Here is a 12,256-nt window from a genome sequence, read left to right on the forward strand (position 1 = left end):
TTGCGGACTCTTCGGAGTCCGTTTTCTGCTTTTAGGCATAAAAAAGGGAGCTATTGCTCTATAGATGATTACTCATCTATTTTGCAACAGCCCCTTCTTTATGTTTTCTCAATGTGGATCCACGATTGATTAATTGTCTTCTTCTGCGGCATCCATGCTGTATGTCTGACGTTTTCTTGCCATCTCATCACTTTCCAGATATTCATCATAAGTTGTGATTTTGTCGATCAGTTTTCCGCCAGGAACAATCTCCATGATACGATTTGCTGTTGTCTGTACGATCTGGTGGTCGCGGGAAGCAAATAAGAGGACTCCAGGGAACTTAATCAGACCGTTATTTAAAGCTGTGATGGATTCCATGTCAAGATGGTCTGTAGGTTCATCTAAGATCAGGATGTTTGCACCGGAGATCATCATTTTTGATAACAGGCAGCGCACCTTTTCTCCACCGGAGAGTACGCGTACTTTTTTCACTCCGTCTTCCCCGGCAAAGAGCATACGTCCAAGGAATCCGCGGACATAAGTTGCATCTTTGTTTTCGGAATACTGTGTCAGCCAGTCTACGATCGTATAGTCATTGTCAAATTCCTTTGTACTGTCTTTCGGGAAATATGCCTGAGAAGTAGTGACTCCCCATTTATAAGTTCCTTCATCCGGCTCCATCTCCCCGGTAAGAATTTTAAAGAGCACAGTCTTTGCAAGCTCGTTTCCACCTACGAAAGCAACTTTCTCTTCACGTGTGATCGTGAAAGAGAGACTGTCTAAAATTTTCACACCATCGATTGTCTTGGAAAGGTTCTCTACAGTAAGTACCTCGTTTCCAATCTCACGGTTTGGACGGAAATCGATGTAAGGATATTTACGGCTGGATGGACGGATGTCGTCCAGCTGGATTTTTTCGAGTGCTTTCTTACGGGATGTTGCCTGCTTTGATTTGGAAGCGTTGGCGCTGAACCGGGAAATAAATTCCTGAAGTTCTTTGATCTTTTCTTCTTTCTTTTTGTTAGCTTCTTTCATCTGGCGGATCAGCAACTGGCTGGATTCATACCAGAAGTCGTAGTTTCCGGCATAGAGCTGGATCTTACCGTAGTCGATATCTGCAATTTGTGTACAGACTTTATTCAAGAAGTAACGGTCATGTGATACGACGATGACAGTATTGTCAAAGTTGATCAAAAATTCTTCGAGCCATGCGATCGCATCAAGATCTAAGTGGTTGGTAGGCTCGTCGAGAAGGAGGATGTCCGGATTACCAAAAAGTGCCTGTGCGAGAAGGACTTTCACTTTTTCAGAACCTTTCAGATCTCTCATGTATTTGTAATGCAGATCAGTGTCGATGCCGAGACCATTTAAGAGAGTAGCAGCATCAGATTCTGCTTCCCATCCGTTCATAGTAGCAAATTCACCTTCCAGTTCACTTGCTTTGATCCCATCTTCATCGGTGAAGTCTTCTTTTGCGTAGAGGACTTCTTTTTCTTTCATAATCTCATAGAGTCTTGCGTTTCCCATGATAACCGTATCGAGTACGAGAAATTCATCGTACTTAAAGTGATCCTGCTGAAGGAAAGAAAGACGTTCTCCCGGAGTGATAACAACTTCTCCTTTTGTTGGCTCTAACTGACCGGAAAGAATCTTTAGGAAAGTGGACTTTCCAGCTCCGTTTGCACCGATCATACCATAACAGTTGCCGGCTGTGAATTTGATGTTGACATCTTCAAACAGCGCTTTTTTGCCAAGGCGTAATGTGATATTATTTGCACTAATCATCTGATAAATCTCCTTTGTCTGTTTCATTTATTTTCTGCCAGAGATCCACAGGTGAGATTCCTCTGCAGAAACTGGCTTGTTTACGGATATTTCCAAGCCCTATCTTACCATGAGAAGGTAAAAATGGCAAGGCAAAGCATATCTTTGGAGAAAATTAAGAAAAAAATTGTTTGAAAGGAATGAAAAAGGGTATATAATTTAAAAAAAGCAAAGCGAGGAATGCATATGGAAAAAGCAACACTGGTTTTGGAAGGCGGTGCAACAAGAGGTGTGTTTACTTCAGGAGCACTTGACTTTCTGATGGAACAGAAGTTATATATGTCACATGTGATAGGAGTGTCAGCAGGAGCATGTAACGGGGTAGATTATGTGTCAAAACAAATTGGCCGAACAAAGAATTGCATGATTCATACAGAGAAAGAGTACGATTACATTAATCTTCGGAAATTTGTCCGAGAGAGAAGCCTGATTGATATGGATATGATCTTTGAAAAATTTCCAAATGAAGTTTATCCGTTTGATTTCGACACCTATTTTCAGTCAGGCATCGTATGTGAGATGGTCACGACAAACTGTGTGACTGGGAAGGCGGAATATATGACAGAAAAGTCCGACCCAAAGCGCCTGATGAAGATCTGCCGGGCTTCCAGCAGTCTTCCGTTGTTTTCACCGATCGTGAATATTGATGGGACACCGTATCTGGATGGAGGGCTTGCAGATTCTGTTCCGATCGAACGGGCACTTGAGATTGGGAATGAGAAAATTGTTGTGATTCTGACAAGAAATCCCGGATATCGGAAAAAGATGCCGTCCAAAGGCGTGATGAAGATTTATCGTTCGTCTTATAAGACATATCCAAATTTGCTTCGTACGATCGCAAGGCGCAGCATTGTCTATAACCGTACAATGGAGAAGATAGAGAAGCTGGAAGAGGAAGGAAAGATTTTTGTGCTCAGACCGCAGATGAAGACCGTGTCAAGGTTGGAGCGGAATGCAGATACTTTAACAGACTTTTATAATCATGGTTATAATTATATGAAAAAGCAGTATCACAACCTGCTGGAATATTTGCAGAAAGAAGAATAGAAAATTGCAGAACAGGGTTGCCTTGAAATGGTTTCCGAATAGGAGAACATATTTTAAGACAACCCTGTTTTGCATCCTCTCCATACAGGTTTGCTGGCGAGAAGCTATTCACATTTTTATCTAAGAAATTCTGCATTCAAACAGAAAAAATTTACACTGATCGTCTACCGCAATTTCTTTTTGAAAGGAAGAGTAAGTTTTGATCGTCGAAAATCCGGCTTCTTTTAGGTATCCTTCCATTTCCCCAAAGGTATAGAGATGTGTCTGAAAATCCATAAATTCTTGTGATAGCAATTCATCGTTCCGGCATAACTCATAGATGCCCGGAGAAAACTGTGTCTGACTTTTCTCTTCATAGTAGTTTTTTGTTTTCAAGGTCAATGCAGTACCGTCTTCGAAAGGGACAGTGACAGAAGGAATATACTCTGTGTCATCGATACATCTATTTGCGGTTGTATCTACTGCAAAGACAAAGACACCGTCTGGGGACAGCAGTGATTTCATTTTTTCAAGAAGCTGTCTGCATACAGAAATATCAGTGAAAAGTGATACAGAGCTGGAGGATATGAAGATGTAATCAAAAGTCTATCAGAAGAATACTGAAGGATATCTCTGCAGGCGACAGAAGCCATTGGCGCTTTCTGCTTTAATTTCGCAAGCATTTCCTCTGATAAATCGATTCCGCTAATTGTAAAACCACGTTCCAGGAAAGGGACAAGAAAACGCCCGCTGCCACAGAGTGGTTCCAGTATCTTTTTCCCTTTTTCTGCATAAGACAGATAAAAGTCCAGTTCGTCTGACGGCGCTTCGCTGTGTAGGATTTCATACATTTCCGTACATAAATTGCCATAATAATTTTGTCTGATCTGTTCCAAGTTTGTTCTCCCTCCTGTTTTAGATTTGAGCAGGAACTGCAGCAAGCATCTGTCTGATATCCTCGGCATCCAGCTTTAGCGAAAGTGCGCTTGCATTATCGATGAGTTGTTCAGGTTTTCTGGCTCCGCAGAGAATATGAAGATCCGGGATCGTAGCGGCAGTCAGTGCGATCACAAGACTGCTGTAAGAACAGTTATATTTTTCCAACATTGGTTTCCAGGAGTCTAACATAGCAAGGGCTTCCTTGCGGCGGCCGCTTTTCCAGAAACGATTGTTGTTGCGGACATCTGTATCAGAGAGAACGGTATCCATAGTTACTTTTCCAGTCAAAAGCCCTTGTTCCAACGGGGAGTATGCCTGGATAGATACTTGGTGCTTCTGGCATGTCGGAAGAAGATCTGTGCGGATCCGCTGGTCAAGCAGACTATATTTTTCCTGGATCACATCGAGTTGTCCGTACTGGCAGTAAAGTTCAAGCTGTTCCGGTGTGACATTGGAGGCTCCGATCGCACGAATTTTGCCTTCTTTTTTCAATGCCATCAGAGTGTCCATCGTCTCTTCGAGTGGGAAAAGAGAAAGATCCGGTGTCTGCCAGTGTGTGTATAAAAGATCAATATAATCAGTCTGAAGACGTCTTAAGCTTTCTTCTACGTCCTGACGGATACTTTTGGCAGACAGATCTCGGTAAATATGTTTCCCTTCGATGATTTTGTGGAAACATGGGGTCTCGTGTCTCCATTCCAGCCCACATTTTGTTGAGAGAATTGCACTATGACGTCTGTCCTTCAATGCTTTTCCGACAACCTCTTCGCTGTGACCAACCCAATATACCGGAGCGGTGTCGATCCATGTGATTCCATGATCCAGCGCTTCATGGACAGTGTGGATGGAGAGCACATCATCATTTTCCCCCCACCATACACCACCGCCGATGGCCCATGTTCCCATGCCGATGTAAGGTGTTTTTAAGTCTGATTTTCCGATTGATAATAATTTCATAAAAAAGAGGCTCCTTTCCTGTGATAATAAGTGAATACAGAGATCGTGCTTTTATTCAAGAAATAGGTGCACAAAATCACTGTACAAGATACTTTTCCAAGTTGTTTTAACGATCGTAGACAACTTCCTGCAGATAGAGCCCTTTCGGATCGCAAGGTGCGCTTGCCACAGTAGAGGAAGTAGGAGAGAAAATCTCGTCAATTTCTTCCTTGCGGCGGATGCCAAGTCCGATATCGAGCAGGGTGGAGAGAATCATGCGAGGCATATTGTGGAGAAAATCAGTTGCCTCCAGTGTAATCTGAATCTCTTCCAAATCTTCGTAAATATCAATATTCAAGATTTCTTTTTCTGTAGATTTGTTTTTCTTTACGGTCGAAAACTTCTTGAAATCATGTTTTCCTGCAAGCAGAAGTGCTGCCTGTTTCATCAGTTCTGTGTCTGGTTTTTTGAAAGAATGATATGTATATTTGCGGTCGAACACGCTTGGGACTTCTGCAATAGCAACACGGTATAGATAAATCCGGCTTTTTGCATTGAGGCTTGCATGAAAACGCTCCGGTTTTTCTTCCACGGAGAGTACTGCGATATCCATCGGAAGATAGCGATTCATGTAATGTTTGATCTCTAATAAGGTCATATCTGTTGTTGTTTTAAAATTGACAACCTGTCCATAAGCATGGACTCCGACTTCTGTGCGGGCTCCGCAGAATAATTCTACATCCTCATTGGTCATCTTTTTAAGCACTTCTAATATCTTATTGGAAACGGTGTTTGTAGATTCTCCTTTTCCGAGGCGCTGCCATCCCTGATAGCGGCTGCCATCGTATTCTAATGTCAGCAATATATTTCTCATAAGTAATCCTTTCTTTTCGTAAATATTATTTTTATGGTTTGAAAAGTAGTTTTAGTATAACAAAGATTGTGCTATAATAAAAGCAGTTTTGAGATACAAATTTCATGGAAAGGGGAGAATACTGTGATTCATTCTATGACCAAAGCAGAAGTGGAAAAGGCAGGAGCACTTTTGATAGATACACTGAAAGAAGGAGAAGTTCTTTATCCATCCATTCTGCTTAGGGGTACGAAAGAAAAAATGAAAAAATTTCTTTTGCAGGTGATAGAGGAGCAGGACTGCTATGCCGATTTTTACTATTCTTCTTTAAAAAAGGAAGAAAAAGAGCACTTTCTCTCCGGGCTTTCTGCGGACGAAAAATCATATGTACAGCGCATGGAATGTACGGAGGGAAAGATATACTATCCGCTGGACAATGAAATTTGTACCTTCCTGCTCGATATTACAGCGAGGGAGTGGCTGTTTTCCTCTTTTTATTTTATAAAGAACAGGGCGGTGCTCTGGGGGAATTATCAGATGGCATTTCCACTGTTCTGTGAAAATGAGGATGTCAGAGAATATTACAGAGACCTTGCGTGTGCCTGCGGATTGCAGACAGAAATGATGGAGAGCCAAAAATAACAAATTAGTAGGAGAAAAAATCATGAGAGAAGTCTATGCAGCAAGAAGAGCAAAGTTAATGGAAGGAATGAAAGCACCATCAATCGCAGTTATCTATTCAGGAACAGCGCCGATGCGTTCTGCCGATGAAGAATACGAATTTTCGGTTGATCGGAATTTTTATTATTATACAGGAATTGATAGAGAACATATGATTCTTGTCCTGAAGAAGCTAAAAGAAGGAACTATGGCGGAGGAACTCTATATTGAGCCATTTGATGAGGTGATGGCGAAATGGGTTGGTGCAAGAATGCGTGAAAACGAGGCAAGAGAGATCAGTGGGATTGAGAAAATCTGCTACCTGGAAGCATTTGACGGAAATTTCAACAGTCTGATAGAATCATCCAGAAGCAGCAAAAAACTCACAGTTGCGCTGGATTTGTGGAAATATAAAGTGACCCAGGCTCCGACACAGGCACATCTTTTGGCAGCACGCATTAAGGAACAGTATCCGGCAGTGGAAATCAGAGATATCTACGCAGATTTTGTAGGACAGCGTATCAAAAAAGAAGATATTGAAATTGAAAAAATGATGGTTGCACAGCATACAACACAGAAGGCGATCGAAGAATTGATGCGGTATGTAAAACCGGGTATGAACGAATGTGAGATGGAGGGAGCGTTTGATTTTGCGCTGCGCAAACAAGGTGTGAGGGAACATGCATTTCCAAGTATTGTTGCGGGAGGCGTAAGAGCGACGACATTGCATTACAAAGAGAATAACCAAGAAGTCAAGGACGGAGAACTCGTTTTGATCGATCTTGGAAGTGCAAATGAGCATTATTGTGCAGATATCTCAAGAACATTCCCAGTCAATGGAAAATTTACTGCACGTCAGAAAGAGATTTATGATTTGGTATTATCCGCACAAGATTTGATTATTGAAAAAGCAGCGCCGGGTATGACACTTCGGGAATTAAATCAGATGGTGATCGATCACTACGCAGCAAGACTTGATGAACTTGGACTTGCAAAAGATGGAAAGACAGTAGCAGATTACTATTATCATGGAGTTTCCCATCAACTGGGGTTAGACACACATGATATCAGTTGTTCTGATTATGAGGTACTGGAACCAGGAATGGTCATCACGGTAGAGCCAGGATTTTATATTGAGGAAGAAGAGATTGGAATCCGCATTGAGAATGATATTCTGATCACAGAAGGGAAAGCGGTAGATCTTTCCAAAGGAATCCTAAAGACGACAGAAGACATTGAAGCATGGATGAGTAAGAGAGATTAAGCAGGAGTAAAGAGGTACTTTTTGTGGCAGATAAATATTGAAAAATATTTGTGCCATGTTAAAAAGTACCTCTTTTACTTAATACAAGCAATTTATTTTCTATTTTTCAAAAGTGAACTGGCCATTCGGACGGTTTTATCAATTTGCATCTGCTCTTCTTTTGATTTTCCTTCTTTTAAAAGTTCCAAAATCAATGAAATTTCATCAGGCGAGAAACGGATGCCTTTCTTATTTGCGTTTGTGATCAGGGCAAGGAGGATCGGGGCAAGGTCATTGCCGGATTTCCCGTTCGTTTTTGTGGCTGCAGTCCGGATCAGTTCCAGTTTTGCTGGGTCCATCTTCTGTAACATTGGGTGTTCCATCCAGTTGTTCATATACAATTCCCTCCAAAGAATTAGGTTCCAGAGATATCGGAAGTTCCTGCATATTTGCGTCTGTATCGGCAGCAGAAACATCGGATGACAGATCTCTGTAAGTTTCAAAAAGGTTCTGTTGCTCCGGGGAAAGCATTCCTTGAAGCAACATGGAAAGGTCAAATGCGGGAGTGGAAGATGAGCTGTCAGATGAGGCATCGGAACAAGATTGTTTTGAGGAGGATTCCTTTGTCATGTTCTGAAATGAGGCAGCGATTTCCATTGCGCTTAGCATATTCTGTATCTGGTCGATCATTTCACAGTCGCTCTTTCTCAGGAATGGGCGAAGTTCTTCCAGAATGTCAGATGGCGAAGACACTTCCTTTTCAAAAGCACAGCTATGTAAATCTGAGCGAAAATTCTGAAAAAAAGAAAACGTCTGTTGTAATTCCATAAACTTCACATAGACTGCGAGCATCCGCTGGTTGGATGGGGGAAGATAGGGAATCATCAGTTTCATCATCCGCAGACCGGGTGTCGAGATCAGTGTGTCAAATGGTGTCATGGGAATTTTTGATTGATCGTCCATAGAAACTCCTTTCCATTGCGTTATCAATATATATGAGCAAATTGAGAAAGATATACCTTTTTCTTTTTCCTTCATATAATAAAGGAAAGAGAAATGGAAATGAGGAAAAGATGGAACAAATTTTAATCATTGACAGAAATGCAGTATATGAATTAGATGAAGAATGTTTTCAAAGGAAGATGGAAGCACAGAGGAAACAACAGGAGGAGAGAGCAAACGCAGAAGAAAATGACAAGGAAGACATCTAAGCATGTTTAGAAAAATGATTTTGTGAGAAAGAATGGAGCAAGGCAGTCGAGTTTTTTCCAAAAGAAAGACGGGGCATGTTGCCCCGCCTTGCAGAAGAGATTAGCAGCAAAGAGAATTTCTATCGCCACATCCGCATCCATTACCAAATCCGCCGCAGCAGAGAAGTAATAAGATGATCCAGATACAGCTGTCACCACATCCGCATCCGTTGTCGTGTCCGTTTCCGAAACCGCCACAGCAGAATAATAAGAGGATGATCCACAGACAAGAATTGTTATTTCCGCATCTGTCTTCTCCACCGCATCCACATCCACAGTTAGTAGCTGTTAAATCACTCATGTTAAATCCTCCATTTGAGATTGTTTACACTCCTATACTATGTGGGAGGGCTTATTCATGTTTCCCAAAAAACAGAAAAAATTTAAAAAGGAAGATTTTAGTAAAAACAGAGGGAATGTTGGTTGCATTTTAGATTGTTTATAAAATATGCCTATAGTTATATAAAAATAAATGATAACGATATTCTGTTCAGATATGTTAAACTAAAAGCAGCAAAATTTATATTTGAGGAGGAAATCTATATGAAAATTGGAGTAACTGAAATTAGCCCAAGAACTGTGCAGCAAGTGGCTGAGAAAAAATTTAAAGAAGGATACTATTGCTGTGAGGCTTTAGTCAGTGCAATCCGCGATGAATTTAAGCTGGATGTTCCAGAGGAAGTGATTGCAATGGCTTCTGGTATGGCAGTCGGCGCAGGAAAATCCGGGTGTGTCTGTGGTGCTTTTAATGGAGGAATTCTTGCACTTGGACTATTTTTTGGGCGCACAGAGCAGGATGGACCGACAAATCCAAAAAGTGTCAAATGTATGGAACTGACAAAAGAGCTTCATGACTGGTTTAAAAAGGCCAATGGTAAAAATGCAATCTGCTGTCGCGTTCTGACAAAAGAGTTTGACAAAGGACGTGGGGAACACAAGGAACAATGCATTTTCTTTACGGGACTTTGTGCATGGAAGGTTGCCCAAATGATTTGCCGTGAATTGGGAATGAAGAATCTAGATGAGGTGGATGAACCGGCTCCAAGACGTACGGTTGCTGAAATTTAAGACAAAAGGTGAGAATGACATGAAAAAAATGATACAAAAAGTTCCAATTCCTCTTTGTGGGGTTATGCTTGGATTCGCCGCTCTCGGCAATCTTTTGCAGAGTTATGGTGAGGAAATTCGATATGTCTGTGGAGGAATAGCTACATTTCTACTGATACTTGTTCTGATGAAACTCATAATGTTTCCGGAGATGATAAAAGAAGATTTTAAAAATCCGATTTTGGCGAGTGTGGCTGCGACATTTCCGATGGCACTGATGCTATTAAGCACGTATATCAAGCCATTTATTGGTGTGGGAGCAAAATATATCTGGTATTTTGCGATTGGGTTACATATTATATTGATTGTTTATTTCACAATAAAGTTTTTGCTTAAACTTCAGATGCCGAAAGTATTTGCCAGTTATTTTATTGTATATGTGGGAATTGCAGTTGCGGCAGTTACGGCTCCAGCTTTTGAAGAGCTTGCAATAGGTGCCGGTGCATTCTGGTTTGGATTTTTGACGTTAATCGGTTTATTAGTTCTTGTGACAATCCGTTATATGAAATACAAAGAGATTCCAGAACCTGCAAAGCCGCTTTTCTGTATTTATGCAGCGCCTACAAGCCTTTGTGTTGCCGGATATGTACAGTCAGTAACACCAAAATCAAGAGAATTTTTGTTGGCGATGCTGCTTGTGGCAACCATGCTATATGTTTTGGCGCTTGTGAAAGCGATCAGTTATCTGAAGCTGAAATTCTATCCAAGCTATGCGGCATTTACCTTCCCGTTTGTTATCAGCGCGATTGCAACAAAGCAGACGATGGTCTGTCTTGCGAATATGAAGCAGCCGATACCGATGCTCCGGTATGTTGTTCTGATAGAAACGGTGATTGCCGTATTGTTTATGATTTATACTTTCATTCGCTTTCTGCAGTTTATTTTTGTAGATCATAAATAAGCGGAACAGGAAGAGAGAAACGTCTGTGCAGAAAATTTACACACTATCCGTTAAAGCAATGAATATCCTAATGAAAAAGGGATATGCATATGAAAGATGTAAAAAAAGCCATTCGTTACTCGTGTGAGGATATAAATAGTGGAAACATATCCGGGCAGGGAATTTGTGTTGCGGTGCTTGATACTGGGGAATGTGTTATTATATTGCAAAGCTCACCAGCGAAAAGAGGTGAGCTGTATATTCATTAATGGGAAAAAGAGTAACAAAGCAGGGACAACCGAAAAAATAAATGTAAGACCATATTTTTCTTGTAACTTATATATGAAACCGAGTATAATTAGTTAAAAAGTTTTATTTTAAACCATGTAAAACGATTTTGACAAGGGAAAAAGGGTAATGTCAAAGGCTTTTGACAGACAAAATAGTTATATTCAGATACAATAAAGGGGAAGATTCAAGATGGATATTGGATTACAAATCAAGAAATTTAGGGAACAACAAAAAATTTCTCAAGAAGAGCTGGCTCTTAAAATATTTGTTTCAAGACAAACAATTTCTAATTGGGAAACAAATAAAAGTTGTCCAGATGTTAAAAGTTTAATTAGTTTATCTAATATCTTCAATGTATCTTTAGATAATTTTATAAAAGAAGATATAAAGGAGATGAGGGAGATTGTAGAAAAAACAACAATTAAAAAGTTTAATGTGATAAGTGTAGTTTTCCTAATTGAATTAATAGTTATAGCCGTAAGTGCCTATCCTTTATTTAGTATTAAGGGAAATATAGGAATTGCTATCTGGTTTTGCTTATTCGCAATAACGCTCTATACAGCAAGTAAGATTGAAAAATTGAAAAAGAGATATGACATTCAAACCTATAAAGAAATTTTGGCATTTATTGACGGAAAGCAATTAACACATGATGAAACACAACAAGAAATAGGAAAAAGAAATTATCAAAAAATCATATTTGCATTCATTGCAGGTGCAATCGCACTTATTATATGTTTTGTTGTAATTTTTATTTGTCAGTATTTAACAAATTAAAAGGGGGAAAAATCATGGAATTTTGGCTTATTATGATTGGATTTATAGTTATGGGCGGAAGTTGTTCGTTAGCAGATACTTGGTGGGATAGAAAGAATAAAAAAGAAGAAAAGAAACAATAATAAATTCTATTTGCTCTAAAATCAAATAAGGAGGAGGTGGATAAAATGTTCAATTTGGTCTATAAATCAATTGTTGTAGAATGTTCTACTGGTGTAGAAGATTTAGCAAAAGCTATTGAGAAAAAATCAGAGGAAATGCTGAACAAAGGATATAAATTAGTAACTATGTCTATGGTCGGAACAGATAAAGCCATATTAGTATTTAAGATTTAGGATACTGATAGATTCTAACAAAATTTAATATCCATACACAAAAAGCAGTTGGTCTTAGTGATATGCTCCCTTTATGAGAGACAGTGAAAAAACAAACTGTCATCATGAAGGGAGCAATTCTATGTCACAAAAAGGTAAACTAAACACAGAAGA

Annotated in this window: 16 protein-coding genes; 8 read left to right on the top strand and 8 right to left on the bottom strand. The window is 39.9% G+C overall.

Annotated elements, in window-relative coordinates; all coding sequences use genetic code 11:
* Nucleotides 1-129: 129 nt before the first annotated feature.
* The gene (locus EDD74_RS14655; RefSeq protein ID WP_008975202.1) at nt 130-1,767 is read right to left on the bottom strand and encodes an ABC-F family ATP-binding cassette domain-containing protein; all 1,638 of its coding nucleotides are present in this window, start codon (nt 1,765-1,767) and stop codon (nt 130-132) included.
* Between the two features lie 225 nt (nt 1,768-1,992).
* Here EDD74_RS14655 and EDD74_RS14660 point away from each other — a divergent pair, with 225 nt between their 5' ends.
* Complete coding sequence (locus EDD74_RS14660) at nt 1,993-2,853, top strand: patatin-like phospholipase family protein (RefSeq protein ID WP_016438489.1); 861 nt, start codon at nt 1,993-1,995, stop codon at nt 2,851-2,853.
* 120 nt (nt 2,854-2,973) lie between these two features.
* Here the strand turns inward: EDD74_RS14660 and EDD74_RS15430 are convergent, their stop codons facing one another.
* The 4 genes from EDD74_RS15430 to EDD74_RS14675 all read right to left on the bottom strand — a co-directional run bounded on the left by EDD74_RS15430 (nt 2,974) and on the right by EDD74_RS14675 (nt 5,581).
* The gene (locus EDD74_RS15430; protein WP_242990196.1) at nt 2,974-3,357 is read right to left on the bottom strand and encodes a hypothetical protein; all 384 of its coding nucleotides are present in this window, start codon (nt 3,355-3,357) and stop codon (nt 2,974-2,976) included.
* Entirely contained in the window at nt 3,354-3,728 is a 375-nt protein-coding gene (locus tag EDD74_RS15435) for a class I SAM-dependent methyltransferase (RefSeq protein ID WP_242990195.1), read from the bottom strand. The genes EDD74_RS15430 and EDD74_RS15435 overlap by 4 nt, the downstream gene beginning before the upstream one ends.
* Before the next feature lie 19 nt (nt 3,729-3,747).
* Nucleotides 3,748-4,728, bottom strand: a complete 981-nt coding sequence (locus EDD74_RS14670) for an aldo/keto reductase (protein ID WP_116442343.1) — start codon at nt 4,726-4,728, stop codon at nt 3,748-3,750.
* A 106-nt stretch (nt 4,729-4,834) separates the two neighbouring features.
* Nucleotides 4,835-5,581: a tRNA pseudouridine synthase A gene (locus tag EDD74_RS14675; protein WP_009262153.1), complete on the bottom strand. Its 747-nt coding sequence runs from the start codon at nt 5,579-5,581 to the stop codon at nt 4,835-4,837.
* Between the two features lie 123 nt (nt 5,582-5,704).
* Between EDD74_RS14675 and EDD74_RS14680 the strand changes: the two genes are divergently transcribed.
* Both EDD74_RS14680 and EDD74_RS14685 read left to right on the top strand, forming a co-directional pair.
* Nucleotides 5,705-6,202 (top strand): hypothetical protein, encoded by a 498-nt coding sequence (locus tag EDD74_RS14680; protein ID WP_116442342.1) that lies wholly within the window; start codon nt 5,705-5,707, stop codon nt 6,200-6,202.
* Nucleotides 6,203-6,224: 22 nt separating this feature from the next.
* Nucleotides 6,225-7,484: an aminopeptidase P family protein gene (locus EDD74_RS14685; RefSeq protein ID WP_016438493.1), complete on the top strand. Its 1,260-nt coding sequence runs from the start codon at nt 6,225-6,227 to the stop codon at nt 7,482-7,484.
* A 92-nt stretch (nt 7,485-7,576) separates the two neighbouring features.
* Here the strand turns inward: EDD74_RS14685 and EDD74_RS14690 are convergent, their stop codons facing one another.
* Nucleotides 7,577-7,858, bottom strand: coding sequence for a hypothetical protein (locus EDD74_RS14690; protein ID WP_116442341.1), 282 nt, complete (start codon nt 7,856-7,858; stop codon nt 7,577-7,579).
* Nucleotides 7,755-8,426 carry a hypothetical protein gene (locus tag EDD74_RS14695; protein WP_116442340.1) on the bottom strand — a complete coding sequence of 224 codons (672 nt, stop codon included), beginning with the start codon at nt 8,424-8,426 and terminating at the stop codon, nt 7,755-7,757. Before EDD74_RS14695 ends, EDD74_RS14690 begins: the two co-directional genes overlap by 104 nt.
* A 110-nt stretch (nt 8,427-8,536) precedes the next feature.
* Between EDD74_RS14695 and EDD74_RS15195 the strand changes: the two genes are divergently transcribed.
* Nucleotides 8,537-8,674, top strand: coding sequence for a hypothetical protein (locus tag EDD74_RS15195; RefSeq protein WP_009262148.1), 138 nt, complete (start codon nt 8,537-8,539; stop codon nt 8,672-8,674).
* Nucleotides 8,675-8,774: 100 nt separating this feature from the next.
* Here the strand turns inward: EDD74_RS15195 and EDD74_RS14700 are convergent, their stop codons facing one another.
* Entirely contained in the window at nt 8,775-9,014 is a 240-nt protein-coding gene (locus EDD74_RS14700) for a hypothetical protein (protein WP_009262147.1), read from the bottom strand.
* A gap of 242 nt (nt 9,015-9,256) precedes the next feature.
* Here EDD74_RS14700 and EDD74_RS14705 point away from each other — a divergent pair, with 242 nt between their 5' ends.
* The 4 genes from EDD74_RS14705 to EDD74_RS15200 all read left to right on the top strand — a co-directional run bounded on the left by EDD74_RS14705 (nt 9,257) and on the right by EDD74_RS15200 (nt 12,103).
* The gene (locus EDD74_RS14705) at nt 9,257-9,781 is read left to right on the top strand and encodes a C-GCAxxG-C-C family protein (RefSeq protein ID WP_008975212.1); all 525 of its coding nucleotides are present in this window, start codon (nt 9,257-9,259) and stop codon (nt 9,779-9,781) included.
* 19 nt (nt 9,782-9,800) lie between these two features.
* Nucleotides 9,801-10,721, top strand: a complete 921-nt coding sequence (locus EDD74_RS14710) for a TDT family transporter (RefSeq protein ID WP_165851617.1) — start codon at nt 9,801-9,803, stop codon at nt 10,719-10,721.
* 459 nt (nt 10,722-11,180) lie between these two features.
* Entirely contained in the window at nt 11,181-11,768 is a 588-nt protein-coding gene (locus EDD74_RS14715) for a helix-turn-helix domain-containing protein (RefSeq protein ID WP_008975214.1), read from the top strand.
* A gap of 167 nt (nt 11,769-11,935) precedes the next feature.
* Nucleotides 11,936-12,103: a hypothetical protein gene (locus EDD74_RS15200; RefSeq protein ID WP_008975216.1), complete on the top strand. Its 168-nt coding sequence runs from the start codon at nt 11,936-11,938 to the stop codon at nt 12,101-12,103.
* Nucleotides 12,104-12,256 lie beyond the last annotated feature (153 nt).

Origin of the sequence: Faecalimonas umbilicata, assembly GCF_004346095.1 — a bacterium.
GTDB classification, from domain to species: domain Bacteria; phylum Bacillota; class Clostridia; order Lachnospirales; family Lachnospiraceae; genus Faecalimonas; species Faecalimonas umbilicata.

What these genes read in the sequence shown, in the direction of transcription:
- EDD74_RS14700 (WP_009262147.1), bottom strand. Translation starts at nt 9,014, where the DNA reads ATGAGTGATTTAACAGCTACTAACTGTGGATGTGGATGCGGTGGAGAA.
- EDD74_RS14705 (WP_008975212.1), top strand. Translation starts at nt 9,257, where the DNA reads ATGAAAATTGGAGTAACTGAAATTAGCCCAAGAACTGTGCAGCAAGTG.
- EDD74_RS14670 (WP_116442343.1), bottom strand. Translation starts at nt 4,728, where the DNA reads ATGAAATTATTATCAATCGGAAAATCAGACTTAAAAACACCTTACATC.
- EDD74_RS14690 (WP_116442341.1), bottom strand. Translation starts at nt 7,858, where the DNA reads ATGAACAACTGGATGGAACACCCAATGTTACAGAAGATGGACCCAGCA.
- EDD74_RS14660 (WP_016438489.1), top strand. Translation starts at nt 1,993, where the DNA reads ATGGAAAAAGCAACACTGGTTTTGGAAGGCGGTGCAACAAGAGGTGTG.
- EDD74_RS14675 (WP_009262153.1), bottom strand. Translation starts at nt 5,581, where the DNA reads ATGAGAAATATATTGCTGACATTAGAATACGATGGCAGCCGCTATCAG.
- EDD74_RS14655 (WP_008975202.1), bottom strand. Translation starts at nt 1,767, where the DNA reads ATGATTAGTGCAAATAATATCACATTACGCCTTGGCAAAAAAGCGCTG.
- EDD74_RS15430 (WP_242990196.1), bottom strand. Translation starts at nt 3,357, where the DNA reads ATGAAATCACTGCTGTCCCCAGACGGTGTCTTTGTCTTTGCAGTAGAT.
- EDD74_RS14715 (WP_008975214.1), top strand. Translation starts at nt 11,181, where the DNA reads ATGGATATTGGATTACAAATCAAGAAATTTAGGGAACAACAAAAAATT.
- EDD74_RS14695 (WP_116442340.1), bottom strand. Translation starts at nt 8,426, where the DNA reads ATGGACGATCAATCAAAAATTCCCATGACACCATTTGACACACTGATC.
- EDD74_RS15200 (WP_008975216.1), top strand. Translation starts at nt 11,936, where the DNA reads ATGTTCAATTTGGTCTATAAATCAATTGTTGTAGAATGTTCTACTGGT.
- EDD74_RS14685 (WP_016438493.1), top strand. Translation starts at nt 6,225, where the DNA reads ATGAGAGAAGTCTATGCAGCAAGAAGAGCAAAGTTAATGGAAGGAATG.
- EDD74_RS14710 (WP_165851617.1), top strand. Translation starts at nt 9,801, where the DNA reads ATGAAAAAAATGATACAAAAAGTTCCAATTCCTCTTTGTGGGGTTATG.
- EDD74_RS15195 (WP_009262148.1), top strand. Translation starts at nt 8,537, where the DNA reads ATGGAACAAATTTTAATCATTGACAGAAATGCAGTATATGAATTAGAT.